The 16,536-nt window shown below is 43.3% G+C and carries 10 protein-coding genes; 8 read left to right on the forward strand and 2 right to left on the reverse strand.

Annotated elements, in window-relative coordinates; all coding sequences use genetic code 11:
* Window positions 1-44: 44 nt before the first annotated feature.
* Together narL and ACTQ9S_RS04575 are read right to left on the reverse strand one after the other, a co-directional pair.
* Window positions 45-704 carry a two-component system response regulator NarL gene (gene narL, locus ACTQ9S_RS04570; RefSeq protein ID WP_440454016.1) on the reverse strand — a complete coding sequence of 220 codons (660 nt, stop codon included), beginning with the start codon at window positions 702-704 and terminating at the stop codon, window positions 45-47.
* A gap of 104 nt (window positions 705-808) precedes the next feature.
* On the reverse strand, window positions 809-2,725 hold the full coding sequence (locus ACTQ9S_RS04575; protein WP_440454018.1) for a histidine kinase: 1,917 nt from the start codon (window positions 2,723-2,725) through the stop codon (window positions 809-811).
* A 408-nt stretch (window positions 2,726-3,133) separates the two neighbouring features.
* Between ACTQ9S_RS04575 and ACTQ9S_RS04580 the strand changes: the two genes are divergently transcribed.
* The 8 genes from ACTQ9S_RS04580 (at window position 3,134) to ACTQ9S_RS04615 (ending at window position 16,150) form a co-directional block, all read left to right on the forward strand.
* A complete protein-coding gene (locus ACTQ9S_RS04580; protein ID WP_350656189.1) occupies window positions 3,134-4,513 on the forward strand; it encodes a NarK family nitrate/nitrite MFS transporter in 1,380 nt (459 codons plus the stop codon).
* A gap of 537 nt (window positions 4,514-5,050) precedes the next feature.
* Window positions 5,051-8,809 carry a nitrate reductase subunit alpha gene (locus ACTQ9S_RS04585; protein WP_440454020.1) on the forward strand — a complete coding sequence of 1,253 codons (3,759 nt, stop codon included), beginning with the start codon at window positions 5,051-5,053 and terminating at the stop codon, window positions 8,807-8,809.
* A gap of 51 nt (window positions 8,810-8,860) precedes the next feature.
* Window positions 8,861-10,399 carry a nitrate reductase subunit beta gene (narH, locus tag ACTQ9S_RS04590; RefSeq protein WP_068037235.1) on the forward strand — a complete coding sequence of 513 codons (1,539 nt, stop codon included), beginning with the start codon at window positions 8,861-8,863 and terminating at the stop codon, window positions 10,397-10,399.
* 1 nt (window position 10,400) lies between these two features.
* The gene (gene narJ, locus ACTQ9S_RS04595) at window positions 10,401-11,264 is read left to right on the forward strand and encodes a nitrate reductase molybdenum cofactor assembly chaperone (protein ID WP_440454022.1); all 864 of its coding nucleotides are present in this window, start codon (window positions 10,401-10,403) and stop codon (window positions 11,262-11,264) included.
* A gap of 17 nt (window positions 11,265-11,281) precedes the next feature.
* Complete coding sequence (gene narI, locus ACTQ9S_RS04600; RefSeq protein WP_068328997.1) at window positions 11,282-12,007, forward strand: respiratory nitrate reductase subunit gamma; 726 nt, start codon at window positions 11,282-11,284, stop codon at window positions 12,005-12,007.
* Between the two features lie 165 nt (window positions 12,008-12,172).
* Window positions 12,173-13,372 carry a globin domain-containing protein gene (locus ACTQ9S_RS04605; RefSeq protein WP_440454023.1) on the forward strand — a complete coding sequence of 400 codons (1,200 nt, stop codon included), beginning with the start codon at window positions 12,173-12,175 and terminating at the stop codon, window positions 13,370-13,372.
* A gap of 512 nt (window positions 13,373-13,884) precedes the next feature.
* A complete protein-coding gene (locus ACTQ9S_RS04610; protein WP_440454048.1) occupies window positions 13,885-14,787 on the forward strand; it encodes a peptidylprolyl isomerase in 903 nt (300 codons plus the stop codon).
* Between the two features lie 67 nt (window positions 14,788-14,854).
* Window positions 14,855-16,150: a molybdopterin molybdotransferase MoeA gene (locus ACTQ9S_RS04615; RefSeq protein WP_440454025.1), complete on the forward strand. Its 1,296-nt coding sequence runs from the start codon at window positions 14,855-14,857 to the stop codon at window positions 16,148-16,150.
* Window positions 16,151-16,536: the final 386 nt, after the last annotated feature.

The following is a 16,536-nucleotide window of genomic DNA, read 5'->3' on the forward strand; positions in this document are numbered from 1 at the left end:
AGCCACCTAGCGTATCGTTAGGTGGCTTTTTTTAAACTATAAGCTTATTTGGATAAATGATTTACTGTCCAAACGGCGGCTTCTACGCGCGTCCGTAGGCCAGTTTTATTCAAAATATGCTTAACATGGACTTTTACCGTTGATTCTGCGATATCCAGTTTATTGGCAATCATTTTATTGCTAAGCCCTTCTGCAATCATTTGAATCACTTGTAGTTCTCTGGCAGTCAGATTGCTTGCGATATCGTCGATGCTAGGTTTGCGCAATGTTTGTGCCAGTATCGATGCCAGATTTGGACTGATGACCAGCTCTCCTCGCAATACTTTTCGGATATCAACGATGATCAATTCAGGTTCCATATCTTTTAGTAAGTAACCATCTACTCCCAATTTCAAAGCTTCCTGTACGTCTTCGCCACTATCGGAGACAGTGAACAACAAGGTTTTTACCTCAATATCTCTAGCCCTAATTTCTCTTAAAGTTTCAAGGCCAGTCAGGATAGGCATTTTATGATCTAAGATAACCAAGTCTACTTCATTATTTTCTAAAAACGCTAGTGCCTCTTGTCCATTACTGGCCTCACCAACTACTTTTACATCGTTCTCAAGGCTCAATAATTCTGCAATGCCTCGGCGCAACATAGGATGATCGTCGACTAATAAAAGCTTAGCTGGAGATGTAGGGGTATAAACATTGATACTCATAACACACTCGCAAATTAAAAATTCTACAAAATAAGGGGTTTAAGTCTTCAAAAATAATTTATCGTCAATCCATAATAATATTGATACGTACTGTTGTTAAGGGCTTATAAATGAACCTCTTCGGTTGCATACTCTTCAAAGAAGTGGGGGATAAATTTAGTCGTGACGATCGTTCCATGGGGTTCTTTATTAGATACCACTAATTCGCCACCCAAGTTATGCGCACGCTCTTTCATAATCATTAAGCCGTGATGCTGAGACTGGTCTACAGTGCCTGATATTCCGATTCCATCATCTACAATAGTCATGACAATATATCTATCTTCATCGTAACTTAAGTCAACTTCTACTTTGGCTGCTTGCGCATGCCTGCTGATATTTGATAATGCCTCTCTGGTAATTTGAATCAAATTTACCTGTTCATTAGCATTTAAATTTAGCGTCATCACTCTATTATTTACCACGACATGGAAGTCACCTTTTAAAGAAAACTCGTTGGCGGTCTCATGCAAAGCATCGTCAAAGTTATCACTGTCTATAGTGAGACGAAAGGTAACCAATAAGTCGCGCAGTGATTGATAGGCTGAATTGAGGCCTGCTTTGATCTGATTAATACTCTGCAAAATATTGGCTGCATTGGGTTCGCCGGATGCATTGTCTAAGCGCTTCTCTAAGACGCTGACTTGGATTTTTAGATATGATAGCGACTGAGCTAAAGAATCATGTAACTCCCTTGCGATAGTGGTTCTCTCTTCAAACAGTATAAGCTGATGCTCTTGCTGACGCTGTTTACGTAAAGATAAAGCGGTGCTGATAAGGTTAGTGAGCGCGACAATCAGTTCACTATTTTCAGAATTTAGATAGGTACTGTCTATCTCTATCGTTTTGATACGCTGTGAGGATTGGGTGCTTGGTTCTTTATCGTCTAGCGCCAATTCACTATTCATCAGCAATGTTGATTTAGGTCGAACTTTAAGCTCACCAAATTCAACTTTTTGGTGGGCAATAGGGTAGGTCTTGGTATGGGCATCTTCTTTAATCAGGCAGTTGTCACAGTTGAGTTTGGTACATAGCTCTTTCATTTTGTCATCATGTAAGGCTATAGAATCTTTGTCATGTAGAGCATTATTTTGAATACATAAAGTGAAGTCTAAATGAGGAAACAGGTCGCCAAAGTCTGTGATTAAGTTATCAAGTCGATGCAAGCTCACTTGACTGGTGGTTAGGTGTTTAGAAAAATCATAAAACAGCGATAACACTTGGTTGGCCTTAACTAAGTGCTGGGTTTTTATCTGTACTTCATTTTCAAGTAAACGTTGGTGAGTCTCAATGGTGCTCGCCATATCATTAAAAGAGTTGCCAAGTTTATTAAACTCTTCATAGCCCGATATCGAGACTCTAGTATCGCGCTTGCCTTGTTTAAACTGACTGTTGGCTTGGATGAGGCGTTTGACAGGTAGCAGCACGTTTTGCCGCAGCTTTTGCATACCCACTAACATAATAATGATAGTCAGCACCAATGACGCAACTTGTAGAGACTGCTGCCAAGCCTGACGTTGCTCATTTCTAAACTGTAGCTCACTGACGAAGCTATCCACGTCCTTAATGTACTGAGATGACACAGCATAAAATCTCTGCTTATCTTGCACTAACAACGCAGGTTTCAAATCTTGAAGCCACTGTGATTCAATTATACTAAGTTCATTGTTTATCACTTTATGTTCATTGGCATTGGTTGATTGATAGTCGCGTAATGTCGTCAGCCTATCTTCCATGTCTTGAATAAGTAACTGTATTTTTTCAGACGCTCCTTTATCGAGATAACCAAACTCATTTTGCTCTTGAGCCCTATTTTCTATTTCATTAGCTGCGTCATTTTGCTCAAGACCGATATTCAAATTAGAAGGATAATCTTCGGCAAAGTCAGTCGCTAATTGAAAGTTAATACGATACGTCGCCATACGTATCGAGCCTGCGGTGTTAATGGCTTGCGCATCTGACTCTGACATCCACGCGAGCATGCCGCTACCTATTGCGGATATGAAGCATAGGATAGAGATTGTAAATATAGCAGCCCAGACATGTAGGGGTAGAGAGTGACGTAATAGACGACTATTCATAATTAATAAGGTTTTACCTCTCAGGAAGTATAGGTTTTTAGGAGTGTCGGCTCTTAAATATTTGCAAAATACTTAAGAGTACAAGCCCCAATATAAATCTATCATTAAAGGGTCAATCTTTAATATACCTCTAAAGCAGTAGTTAATTTAGCGTGCTAAATACTACTCCTTCCAAGTATCGGTCTACCACTACGTACTAATACTAATAGGCGTGATAACACAGTACCGTAAGTTATCACTTTTTGTTAGTGCATCAAGTGAGTGTTAGTGATTATAACTAGGCATAGCCGATACTAAGTGAGGAATAACATGAGCAATGATTACAACTTCAAAGGTGGTAAGCTCATTACTGATTGGCGTCCTGAAATAGAAGAGTTTTGGGAAGGAGGCGGCAAAAAAGTCGCCAAGCGTAATTTATGGATATCGATACCGTCGCTACTGCTGGCGTTTGCAGTGTGGATGGTATGGAGTGCGGTTATCGTTCGCCTCCCAGAGATTGGATTTGCTTTTGATAAAGAGCAACTGTTTTGGTTGGCGGCACTGCCGGGATTGTCAGGGGCGACGCTGCGAATATTTTATTCCTTTATGGTACCGATCTTTGGCGGTAGACGTTGGACGGCTATATCGACGGCTTCTTTATTAATTCCGTCATTATGGATGGGGTTTGCGGTACAAAATCCCGATACACCCTTTATGATATTTGCCATCATCGCACTATTATGCGGCTTCGGTGGAGGTAACTTTGCCTCATCTATGTCCAATATTTCGTTCTTTTATCCAAAAGCGGAACAGGGCACTGCGCTTGGTCTCAATGCAGGCCTTGGTAATTTGGGCGTGTCAGTCATGCAGTTCACAGTACCGCTAGTGATACTGTTTGCAGCATTTGGGTCGCTAGGTGGGAATCCTCAGGTATCTGAGACAGGCACATTGTTCTATCTACAAAATGCTGGTTTTATTTGGGTGCCCTTTATCTTGCTATTTTCGGTATTGGCTTGGTTTGGGATGAATGACATCGCCACTGCCAAAGCCTCCTTTAAAGACCAGTCTATTATCTTTAAGCGTAAGAATAACTGGATCATGTGCATCCTATATATGGCTACTTTTGGCTCGTTTATTGGCTTTTCAGCGGCATTTCCTATGCTTATCAAGCACTCGTTTCCCGCGATAGATGCCTTGAAATTTGCTTTTTTAGGTCCATTGGTAGGGGCGTTATTTCGTCCATTTGGGGGCTGGTTATCCGATAAGACCAGTGGTGCTAAAGTGACTTTTTGGAATTACATTGTCATGGTGTTAGCGGTATTGGCAGTGATGTACTTCTTACCTAGCGAGACTAGAGAAGGTAGCTTTGTTGGTTACTTTATCTCATTCATGGTGTTGTTTATCACAACTGGCATTGGTAACGGCTCTACCTTTACGATGATTCCTATCATTTTTAGAACGTTGCATGAGCGCCTTAAACCAGAGAAAATTGGGACAGAAGCGCTGTTCGTAGAGATACGCAAAGAGTCAGCTGCAGTCGTAGGCTTTACCTCAGCTGTTGCCGCTTATGGAGCGTTCTTTGTGCCAAAAATGTTTGGCTCAGGTTTGGGCGTATTTGGTACTTTTATCGCTTTAATAATCTATTACCTCGTTTGTATTGTCTTAACGTGGTGGTATTACAGTCGTAAAAACGCTGAATTCCCAAGCTAGCAATAGGTTTCTAATAACAACCTATAGTCGTTCCACTGTAAAATAAATACAGTGCTACAGGGGTAAATTTTGCGCAGCCTCTATCTGCTAGCGACAGCAAGCAAGGAAAATTTACCCCAGTAGCGTGTTATAGTTTTTGTACTTGTTTTAGACAGCCCCCACAGTGTTAAATTTCTTCATCATGCTACTTGCTTCTGTAAGTAGCATTTTTTTTGGCCATTTTTCGATGTTTTCTTTGGCTATTTTCCCATTATTTATGTATTGGCTAAGCGCCCTTAGTCTTATTGAATGGGTGATTTGGCAATAGTATTTTTAAAGTGGCTACCACTAAGGGAGTAGTGATCTGCCTATCTTAGATAATAGTAAGACCTCTAGCGCTTCCCTAAAATGATGATATCGAAAAGTATTTATAGCTTTTATATCAAGATTTCATATATAGAGAGACCAATTCGTACTCAGCTATGCAGCCAATGCTAAGAACATTAGTCAAACTAATCGTAGACCATAAACATAAGCTACAAAATAGAGGATAGCAAAATGAGTCATTTACTCGACCAATTCCGCTTTTTTAAACGCAAACAGGGAGAATTCGCCGGTGGACATGGCGAGACACGTGATGAGGCTCGTGATTGGGAAAACGTTTATCGCAGCCGCTGGCAGTATGACAAAATCGTCCGCTCGACTCATGGCGTCAACTGTACTGGCTCTTGTTCGTGGAAAATCTATGTCAAAAACGGTCTAGTCACGTGGGAAACTCAGCAAACTGACTATCCAGAAACCCGCCCAGATCTACCAAATCATGAACCGCGTGGCTGTCCTCGTGGGGCAAGTTATAGTTGGTATATGTACTCTGCTAATCGGGTTAAATACCCAAAAGTGCGTAAGCCTCTATTAAAATTATGGCGCGAAGCCAAAGGGCAGTATCCAGATCCAGTCGATGCATGGGGCAGTATCGTAGAAGATCCTATCAAAGCAGAACAGTATAAATCCAAGCGCGGGCTTGGCGGCTTTATCCGCTCAACGTGGAGCGAAGTTAACGAAATCATTGCTGCCAGCAACGTCTATACTGCCAAAGTTTATGGTCCTGATCGGATTGTTGGCTTTTCACCGATTCCTGCGATGTCGATGGTAAGTTATGCGGCTGGTAGTCGTTACCTATCGCTTATTGGCGGTGTTTGCTTGTCATTTTATGACTGGTATTGTGACTTACCGCCGGCCTCTCCAATGACTTGGGGCGAGCAAACAGACGTGCCAGAATCAGCCGATTGGTACAACTCCGACTACATCATTGCTTGGGGTTCAAACGTTCCACAAACTCGAACACCAGATGCGCATTTCTTCACGGAAGTTCGTTATAAAGGCACCAAGACGGTTTCTATTACGCCTGATTATGCGGAAGTTTCTAAGTTAACGGACTTATGGCTGAACCCTAAGCAAGGTACTGACGCCGCAGTCGCGCAAGCCTTTTGCCATGTGATTATCAAAGAATTTTACCTCAAGCAGCCTAGTGATTATTTCTTGGATTACGCCAAGCGCTATACGGATTTGCCAGTCCTTGTGATGCTAGAGGGTGAAGAGGGCGCGCGCCGTGCTGGTCGTTATCTACGAGCTTCTGATTTGGTTGATAACTTAGGTCAAGAAAACAACCCCGAGTGGAAAACCATCGGACTCAATCATGATGGTGAATTGGTGTCTCCGCTCGGTTCTATCGGTTATCGCTGGGGCGAGAAGGGCAAATGGAATCTTGAAAGTAAAAACGGTACGACAGGCGCAGAGATTGACCTGACGCTTACGCTAAAAGATAGCGCTGAGACCTGCGTCGTTGGCTTTGATTACTTTGGTCATGTAGATCATCCGCACTTCACCTCAGTACCGGGCAAGCCCATCCAACAAAAAACCGTCCCATGTAAGACCATACAACTGGCTGATGGCACGACCGCAGTCGTCGCGACCGTATTTGACTTAACGGTTGCCAACCTTGGTGTCGATAATGGCGTTGGCGGCGAGCATGTCACTGATGATTATGATGATGCCACCGTACCGGGCACGCCTGCTTGGCAAGAGGTAATTACTGGTCTTAGCCGTGAGCGCGTCATCCAAGTCGCGCGTGAGTTCGCTGAAAATGCGCATAAGACTCATGGTAAATCGATGATTATCATTGGTGCTGGCATGAACCACTGGTATCACCTAGATATGAACTATCGCGGTGTCATCAATATGCTCATGCTTTGTGGCTGTATTGGGAAATCAGGTGGCGGTTGGGCGCATTATGTTGGCCAAGAAAAGTTACGTCCACAAACTGGTTGGTTACCGCTGGCGTTTGCACTTGATTGGCATCGTCCGCCGCGTCATATGAATGGTACGAGCTTCTTCTATAACCACAGCTCACAGTGGCGTCATGAGACTATCTCTGCCCATGAAATACTCTCGCCACTCGTCGATAAGAAGTTCTTCCCTGAGCATATGCTTGACTACAACATTCAAGCAGAACGGGCAGGCTGGCTACCATCTGCACCGCAGCTGAACCGTAATCCGCTAACCATCGCCGCCAAAGCGAAAGAAAGTGGCAAAGAGGTTGAAGAATATGTGGTCGATTCTCTAGAAGATGGCAGCTTACGCTTTGCTTGTGAATCTCCTGATAATCCCGCCAACTTCCCGCGCAACATGTTTATCTGGCGCTCAAACCTATTGGGCTCATCAGGTAAAGGTCATGAGTATATGCTCCATTATTTCTTGGGCACCAAAAACGGTCTGCTCAATGAAGAGAATCCTGCCGGGCATTTACAACCAAAAGAAGTGGATTGGGTAGAAAAAGGTCCGACTGGCAAATTAGACCTAGTGGTCACCCTAGACTTCCGTATGTCCTCAACCTGCTTGTATTCTGACATCGTACTACCAACCGCAACTTGGTACGAAAAAGACGACATGAACACCTCAGACATGCATCCTTTTATTCATCCATTAACCGCAGCGACAGACCCTGCTTGGGAATCTAAAACGGATTGGGAAATCTACAAAGGGATTGCCAAGAGCTTCTCTGAAGTCTCAAAAGGTCACTTAGGGGTTGAGACTGATGTCGTCACTCTGCCGATGCAACATGATACCCCAGGCGAATTAGCCCAGCCATTCGGCGGTACGGACTGGAAAACCGCAGGTGAAAAGCCAGTACCCGGTAAAAACTGCCCAATGATTAAAGTCATTGAACGTGACTATCCTAGCACTTACGCAAAATTCACCTCGCTTGGCCCTGCCTTAGAAAAACTAGGCAACGGCTCAAAAGGACTGAATTGGGATATGAAAACTGAGGTCAAGCAATTGGGTGATCTTAATTACCGAGTCACTGAACCCGGCATCTCTGAAGGTCGTCCTAATATTAGCACTGCTATTCATGCCTCTGAAACTATCTTGATGTTAGCTCCCGAGACCAATGGTCATGTGGCAGTCAAAGGCTGGGCAGCATTATCTGAGTTCACTGGTCGCGAACATACCCATCTGGCCAAATCGAGTGAGCATGTAAAAATTCGCTTTAAAGATATCGTCGCACAACCGCGCAAAATCATCTCCAGCCCAACATGGTCCGGTATTGAGTCTGATGAGGTGAGCTATAACGCGGGCTATACCAACGTTCATGAGCTTATCCCTTGGCGTACGATTACTGGGCGTCAGCAGTTTTATCAAGATCATCCTTGGATGCAGGCATTTGGTGAGCAAATGCAGCAGTATCGTCCACCTATCGATACCAAGACCACTGAGATGCTTAAAGACGCTAAGCCGAATGGTAATAAAGAGATTGTGCTGAACTTCTTAACGCCGCATCAAAAGTGGGGCATCCATAGCACTTATTCTGAAAACTTGCTCATGCTGACACTTAGCCGTGGTGGGCCTTGTGTTTGGATGTCAGAAGTCGATGCGCAAAAAGCCGATATCGTCGATAACGACTGGATTGAGCTGTTCAATGCCAACGGTGCTATCACCGCTCGTGCCATCGTCAGCCAACGGGTCAAAGAAGGCATGACCATGATGTACCACGCGCAAGAAAAACTGGTCAACATTCCAGGCTCTGAGCAAACGGGCACTCGTGGCGGTATTCATAACTCGGTGACTCGTACTATCTTGAAGCCAACCCATATGATTGGTAGCTATGCTCAGCAGTCTTATGGTTTTAACTACTATGGCACCGTGGGTTGTAATCGTGATGAGTTTGTCGTTATCCGCAAAATGTCAAAAATCGACTGGTTAGAAGACAAGCCAGATAACGCATTACCTCGTCCACTGCCAACCAGCATTGATGGGTAAAGGCACTTTTTTCTACTAATACTTATTATATAAATACTTGGAGCACACCCCATGAAAATTCGTTCACAAGTAGGCATGGTGCTTAACCTTGATAAATGTATCGGTTGTCACACTTGCTCAGTCACCTGCAAAAACGTCTGGACCAGCCGTGAAGGTATGGAATATGCGTGGTTCAATAACGTTGAAACTAAGCCCGGCATCGGTTACCCCAAAGAGTGGGAGAATCAAACCAAATGGAAAGGCGGTTGGATACGTAATGCCAACGGCAGCATAAACCCACGCATCGGCGGTAAATTCAGAGTACTCGCCAATATATTTGCTAACCCTGACTTGCCAGAGATTGATGATTATTACGAGCCATTCGATTTTGATTATCAGCATCTGCATACCGCACCTATCAGTAACCACCAGCCTATCGCCCGCCCGCGTTCAGCCATCACAGGCAAGCGCATGCAAAAGATAGAATGGGGTCCCAACTGGGAAGAAATCCTAGGTACGGAGTTTGAAAAACGTCGTAAGGATAAGAACTTCGATAATATCCAAGCGGATATTTATGGCGAATATGAAAATACTTTCATGATGTATCTACCGCGTCTTTGTGAGCATTGCTTGAATCCGACTTGTGTGGCTGCCTGTCCTAGTGGCGCGATTTATAAGCGTGAAGAAGATGGCATCGTGCTGATTGACCAAGAAAAATGTCGCGGCTGGCGGATGTGTATCTCAGGCTGTCCTTATAAAAAAATTTACTACAACTGGAAGTCCGGAAAATCTGAAAAATGCATCTTTTGTTATCCGCGTATCGAAGCAGGTATGCCGACCGTATGCTCGGAGACTTGTGTCGGTCGTATCCGTTATCTAGGCGTGCTTTTATACGATGCTGACAAGATTGCCGAAGCGGCTAGCACTCCTAATGAGCAGGATATCTATCAAGCTCAGCTGGATTTATTTTTAGACCCCAATGATCCTGTCGTGATTGCTCAGGCATTAAAAGATGGCGTGCCGCAGTCGGTGATTGATTCTGCGCAGCGCTCACCTGTGTATAAGCTGGCGGTAGATTGGAAGCTCGCCTTACCGCTACATCCTGAATATCGTACCTTGCCGATGGTGTGGTATGTGCCGCCATTGTCACCGATTCAGAATGCTGCCGAAGCTGGCAAAGTCGGTATGGATGGACTGATTCCAGATGTCGATAGTTTGCGTATTCCGCTACGTTATCTTGCTAACCTGCTGACAGCAGGCGATGAAGAGCCAGTACGTTTAGCGTTAAAACGTCTGCTGGCCATGCGTAGCTACAAGCGTATGCAGCTGGTTGAAAAGCAAGAAGTACAAAGTATCTTGGATGACGTGGGTCTCACTAAACTGCAAGTTGAAGAGATGTACCGCTATCTTGCTATTGCTAACTATGAAGATCGTTTTGTCATTCCAACTGCCCATCGTGAAGAAGCATTAAGTGATGCTTTTGCTGAGCGTAATGGCTGCGGTTTCACCTTCGGTGAAGGCTGCTCAGGACATTCTGACAACAGTATGTTTGGTCAACGTAAAGCCAATCGCCGTGATTTCATCGACACTGTACAAAAGTGGGAGTCGTAAGATGCAAACTTCTCAAGTTTATAATGCCAATTCAGTGAATGAGCCAATTGTGCCGCCTAGTATTGGCAATTCAGATCTCAAGCTATTAAAAGTATTGAGCCTACTTATAGATTATCCCAGTAATGAGTTGTTCTTAGGCGATACGCTCGCAGATTGTGCAGAGATAGTGGCGAAATCCACACTCATTAGTCCGGATGTGCGTATCCAGATTATTAATTTGATTGAAGACTTAATTGAGACGGGATCTCTTGAGGCGCAAGCGCGTTATGACGGTCTCTTTGAGCGTGGTCGTTCTTTATCGCTTTGGCTGTTTGAGCATGTGCATGGGGAGTCTCGTGATCGCGGGCAAGCGATGGTCGATTTGATGAATCAATACCAAGAAGCGGGCTTTGAGATTAGCGTTAAAGAGTTGCCAGATTTCTTGCCTTTATATTTGGAATTTTTGGCTTACCAAGCAGCGGTTATTGAAGATGATATTCAGATTCGTATGGATATCGCTGATGTCAGTCACATTATTGCTTTGCTTGCTGCCAGACTCGAAGACCGCGGAAGCTTGTATAAAGGCTGCTTCAATGCGCTATTACAGATTGCTGGCAAGCCACTCGATATGGTTGATGAGTATCAAGAAAAAATCAGTAAAGAGCAGCGCGACGACAGTTTTGAAGCGCTAGATAAAGAATGGGAAGAAGAAGTCGTCACCTTTTTGGATGCACAGCAAGAAGAGCGCTGTCCCTCGCAGACAAGTACCCAGAGCCTTGCTGCAAAAGCAGGGGTTAGAAAATCTGCGGCCGCCAAAGTGGTTGATGCTCCTGTGCACTGGGTGGACTTCCAACAAAGCCAGAACCAAGAATCATCGGTCAATTAATCGTAAGGAGATAAGACATGGATATTGCAGGTCCTAATTTAGAGGCTCTAGCCGGCCTAAATTGGCTACAGATATTCCTTTTTGGTGTTTATCCTTATATTGCTTTGGCCGTCGCTATCGTTGGTACTTGGGTGCGTTTTGATTTATCGCAGTATTCATGGAAGACTGGCTCTACTCAGATGCTCAGAACCAAAAACATGCGCTTAGCAAGCAACTTTTTCCATGTCGGTATCATTGTCGTGCTACTTGGTCATCTATTTGGATTGCTAACCCCGCATTTTATTTATGAGACCTTTATCAGTGCCGGTAATAAACAGATTGCAGCCGTGGTAGTGGGCGGTATTGCCGGTGTATTTTGCTGGATTGGTCTGGCGATGCTCATGTGGCGACGCTTCACTGATGATCGTATTTCCAACACTTCATCATTCTCAGACAAGCTGGTACTCGTACTCTTATTCGTTCAGCTTAATTTAGGCTTGATAACCATCTTTACTTCTGTGCAACACTTAGATGGTTATACGATGATGAACTTTGCTGGTTGGGCACAAGACATTACCGTCTTAAGACCTATCCAAGCCGCCGCACGTATTGAGCAAGCCGATCTGATTTACCAGCTGCACATGGCGCTAGGTATTACCCTGATTATGATTTTCCCGTTCACTCGATTGATCCATATTATTAGCGCACCAGTCTGGTATTTCGGTCGCCGTTATCAGATTGTTAGGCAGAAAAACTCACAATAGTAATAGTGGTAAGAGTCGCAGTGATAGCAGAAATAGTCGTAAGAGAAAAAGTCACAACAGTGATACAGCATTGATGTTATGATAAGTTATTATAAGATTCATTTTAAATGAATCTTATAATGTATACCAAATAACACTCAACCAATACTCACTAAGGAAAATATAATGGCTTCACCAAAGACATTAGAAATCGTAAAAGCAACCGTACCTGTACTCGAAGAGCATGGCACCGCGATTACCACCGTGTTCTATCAGAACATGTTCAAAGAGCATCCTGAACTGTTAGACATTTTTAACGAGACCAATCAAAAGCTGGGTCGGCAACAGACTGCACTGGCGACCACGGTTTTAGCCGCTGCCAAACATCTTGAAAACTTAGCAATCTTGCTACCGCAAGTGACACAAATCAGTCATAAGCATCGCGCCTTACAAATCCTGCCAGAGCATTATCCTATCGTGGGTAAGCATCTACTTGGCGCGATAAAAGAAGTGCTAGGAGAAGCAGCTAATGACGACATCATTGATGCTTGGACTGAAGCTTATGATGAGATTGCTGGCGTCTTTATTCAGCTAGAAGAAGATATGTATGAGCAAGCAATGTGGGAAGGTTTCGTACCTTTTAAAGTGGTTGCAAAGTCAGCTGCTGCTAAAGATATTGCTGCTTTTACTGTCGTTCCAGTTAATGACAATTCAGAAACCAGCCAAAACATTGACCTAAGTAAGCTCAACCTAGCTGCTGGTCAATATATCACTGTAAAAACCGATCCTGAAGATAGTGATCATGTAGCCCTGCGTCATTATTCTTTATATTCAACTAATACCGATAAAGGTATTCAGTTTGCAGTAAGACGGGACAATCGTGACGGCCATTATGGTTTGGTCTCCAACCATTTACATGATGAAGTAGAGGTTGGCGACATCATTTTATTATCTGCACCTGCTGGCGACTTTGCGCTCACTGAAGATTTAGTGCAGCAAAACAATATTCCATTAGTACTGATGAGTGCTGGCGTTGGAGTCACGCCTATCTTATCGATGTTAGAGGCGCAAGTGACGGCGAACCCAGAGAGACCTATCATTTGGGTATATGCTTGCCAGAACCAAGAGCACCACGCCTTTGATACTGAGGTCAATAAACTTTTAGAATCAGCGGCAAACGTTGAAAAACATATTTTCTATTTTGACTCTGGACAAATACTTGATGAAGCGTGGCTTGCTACGTTGCCAGAGCCAGCAGATATTTATGTGTGCGGTTCAATGCCATTTATGGAAAGTATGATTGATGGGCTGATGAAGCTCGATCATGGGGTAGATAATGTTCATTACGAGCCGTTCGGTCCTAAAATGAGCTTAGAGCTGTCTTAATTTTATCAGTAAGATATATTTTCAATTACATGAATAAATAAGAAAAATAGAGCGGCACTTAGAGGGCTTATTAAAAAGCTAGGTTGCGTGATAATTAAGATTTTAAGTGCTGCTTTATTTTATACATTTTTATCCCACTCTCAACTATTTAACTATGTTGGCGTAGGCTGTGGCTTTAGCCCAGCTTAGAGTTTTGCAAAAGTAAAATGCTGGGCTAAAGCCACAGCCTACGATAGTCCATACTGAGTTGAGAGTGGGATACATTTGTTTTAAATCAAAGTCTGAATAATATTTTTAAATTGCCTATGTTGTTTTTTATATTATTTTCTATTATATGAATTATTAGTGGAGTACCAGCCATGAATGTCAGTACCTATAACCCAGCCGACTATGTTAATAATAATGTTAATAGTGATGCTAACAGCAACGTTAATAGTAAAGTTAACAGTGACAATCATGCTTCAAATGTCGCTAATAATATTACTATAAGTAATGGCGATGATATCGTTCGTATGATGCCAACCTTGACTGATCTTCAAAAGCCTCATTCTGATCAAGAGTTCATTGAAAGAGCTATGTCAGAAGAGCGTAGCAACCACAAAAATCTGATTGCCTCTAGCCGCGATGAGCTACCCTCTGTGACGGTCAACGGTGTGATGATTGATAGAACCGCTATCGCGCAAGAGCTACAGTATCATCCAGCAGAAGACAAAGAAGACGCTGTATTCTTAGCGACCCAAGCTTTGGTAGTGCGTGAATTATTAAAGCTTGCCGTGTTGAATGAACCTAGCCTAGGTGAGCCGGCATGGACAAAAGATGAAGAACAAGCAATCTCTGCATTAATAGACAAAAACGTCCAAGCGACGATACCTGATATGGCAACATGCGAGCGTTACTATCAGCAAAATATGCACGATTTTATGACCGACCCGATTATGTCCGTTCGTCATATCTTATTGGCGTGTTTGCCAGAAGATGGTGATGAGAGACTAAAACTCAAAAAGAGCGCTTACGAATTTATTGAACAAATTAACAATGATATCAATCCTAATGCTGAATTTATTCAATTAGCTCGGCAATATTCTGCTTGCCCTTCAAAAGAGCAGGACGGTGAGTTAGGTATCATCAGTAAAGGCCAAACTGTACCAGAATTTGAAAGCACGTTATTCAAATTAGATGCAGGACTGGCACCTAGTCCTATCGAAAGCAGATATGGTTTTCATATCGTCGACGTACTGGATAAGCAACTAGGCATACAAATGACTTATGAGCAAGTAAGCCCTGCTATACACAATAAGTTGAGCCAGCGAGCCTTTCATCAGTCACTGTGCGACTATCTGTTTACCTTAGCAGATGAAGCAGACATAGAAGGGATTGAGATGACGCTTGAGCAAGAAAACGTCTTTCGGGGTTAATTAACTACTTTTGACGTGTCTCTTTTGAGATGCGAATGCTTACGGTTAATAAAAAGAGTGTACGCTTATGATTACTATCGAAGAGTTACAGTCAGCGATAAAGCAGCGAGTCAATAACTACAATCAAAACGACTGGCCGCTATCTAAAAGGTCAGTGAGTAGTTGCGCTCTGTTAGACAGCCGTAATCAGATATTGGCTGAATATATTATTTCATCATTTGCTGTGCCGAGACAGAATCTATCGGCGATGGATGGCTACGCTATTGCTCATAATAGTGATCTTCCAAAAGGCAAGATTATTGAAATCATTGGAGAGTCGCAAGCAGGCGCTCCTTACACAGGTAAGCTCAAAAAGGGCCAAGGTATTCGTATCTTTACCGGTGCAGTCGTATCGGATAGTTGCGATACGGTCATCATGCAAGAGAACACCAATTTTGCTTATATCAAAGATAACATTGATAAAACCCAGCCTTACGATATTATTTTATCAAAAGCGGCAGACGTAGATGCCAATATCCGTAAGCAAGGGGAGGAGATAAAGCAGAATGAGCTGGTCTTACAGCAAGGCAAACGCATTAATCCTGCCGATATTAGCTTACTTGCCAATTTAGGCATTAGCACAGTAAAAGTGTTTAAACCACTCACTGTCGGACTGCTGGCGACTGGTGACGAGCTTGTCGCACTTGGTGATAAGCTAAAAAATTTAGCGCAAATATACAACTCCAATACGCCGACTCTTAAAAGCTTATTAGACTCTTTACCTATCGTCATTAATGACTACGGCATTGTCCCTGATGATATGGCTCAGACTACCAAAGTCATTCATAAAGCCATGAAAAAGTGTGATGTGATAATCTCAACTGCTGGCGTGTCGGTGGGAGATTATGATTTTTTGACGACCGTCGTCGAGCAGCTCGGCCAAATTAACCACTATAAAGTAGCCATGAAGCCCGGCAAACCTTTCGTGTTTGGCGAACTAACAAAAAACGTTGATAAACCTGTTTTATACTTTGGCCTACCTGGCAATCCGTTATCCACGGTAGTCGGGGCGCTGCAATTTGTGATTCCAGCGCTGTGGCAGATGTCAGGCGCTAGCTTGACTGAACAACCCATGCAACTGAACGTTAAAGCCACGCTCGCCAATGACATTAGAAAATCAGTCGGTCGCAAAGACTTCCAGCGCGGGGTATTAACGCAAGGTGAGGCGGGTGATTACCAAGTTGAATGTTTCTCAAATCAGCAGTCGCATAGAATCAAGCAGCTTAGCCGTGCCAATTGCTTTATCGTCTTAGAAAAAGACAGCGGCAATGTAGCAGCGGGTAATACTGTGACGGTGCAACCTTTTCCTTGGCTGCATAGCTAGAAGTTTTCTCGGATTCTTAGCTAAAAAACCCGTTATTAAAAACCCTGTTATTAAAAAACTTATCATTAAACAACCTTAAGCAACTTAGCGTCTACTACTTTAGTGGTAGACTTCAGGTTACTTAGGGTTATTTTGTATTTGCGCTTTATTTGTCATAATAAGCTTTAAACAGAACTTTTCCTATTCACAACCTGAGGCAACGCTTAGAGCACACAACATATTCAATATTACGGTAATTACCTATGAACTATCTCGCCCCAACTATAGAGAGTGTATCTCTTTATACGCCCCATGCTCCTGATGGGTACGCACCTATTTCGCCTGCTGTTCCATCAACCTCTTTTGCAAATCCTGATATAGTTACGCAGCCCCTAACCGATGGCTTC

This window comes from Psychrobacter sp. ASPA161_9 (assembly GCF_051970275.1).
GTDB lineage: Bacteria > Pseudomonadota > Gammaproteobacteria > Pseudomonadales > Moraxellaceae > Psychrobacter.

What these genes read in the sequence shown, in the direction of transcription:
- narL (WP_440454016.1), bottom strand. Translation starts at nt 704, where the DNA reads ATGAGTATCAATGTTTATACCCCTACATCTCCAGCTAAGCTTTTATTA.
- ACTQ9S_RS04575 (WP_440454018.1), bottom strand. Translation starts at nt 2,725, where the DNA reads ATGCTCGCGTGGATGTCAGAGTCAGATGCGCAAGCCATTAACACCGCA.
- ACTQ9S_RS04580 (WP_350656189.1), top strand. Translation starts at nt 3,134, where the DNA reads ATGAGCAATGATTACAACTTCAAAGGTGGTAAGCTCATTACTGATTGG.
- ACTQ9S_RS04585 (WP_440454020.1), top strand. Translation starts at nt 5,051, where the DNA reads ATGAGTCATTTACTCGACCAATTCCGCTTTTTTAAACGCAAACAGGGA.
- narH (WP_068037235.1), top strand. Translation starts at nt 8,861, where the DNA reads ATGAAAATTCGTTCACAAGTAGGCATGGTGCTTAACCTTGATAAATGT.
- narJ (WP_440454022.1), top strand. Translation starts at nt 10,401, where the DNA reads ATGCAAACTTCTCAAGTTTATAATGCCAATTCAGTGAATGAGCCAATT.
- narI (WP_068328997.1), top strand. Translation starts at nt 11,282, where the DNA reads ATGGATATTGCAGGTCCTAATTTAGAGGCTCTAGCCGGCCTAAATTGG.
- ACTQ9S_RS04605 (WP_440454023.1), top strand. Translation starts at nt 12,173, where the DNA reads ATGGCTTCACCAAAGACATTAGAAATCGTAAAAGCAACCGTACCTGTA.
- ACTQ9S_RS04610 (WP_440454048.1), top strand. Translation starts at nt 13,885, where the DNA reads ATGATGCCAACCTTGACTGATCTTCAAAAGCCTCATTCTGATCAAGAG.
- ACTQ9S_RS04615 (WP_440454025.1), top strand. Translation starts at nt 14,855, where the DNA reads ATGATTACTATCGAAGAGTTACAGTCAGCGATAAAGCAGCGAGTCAAT.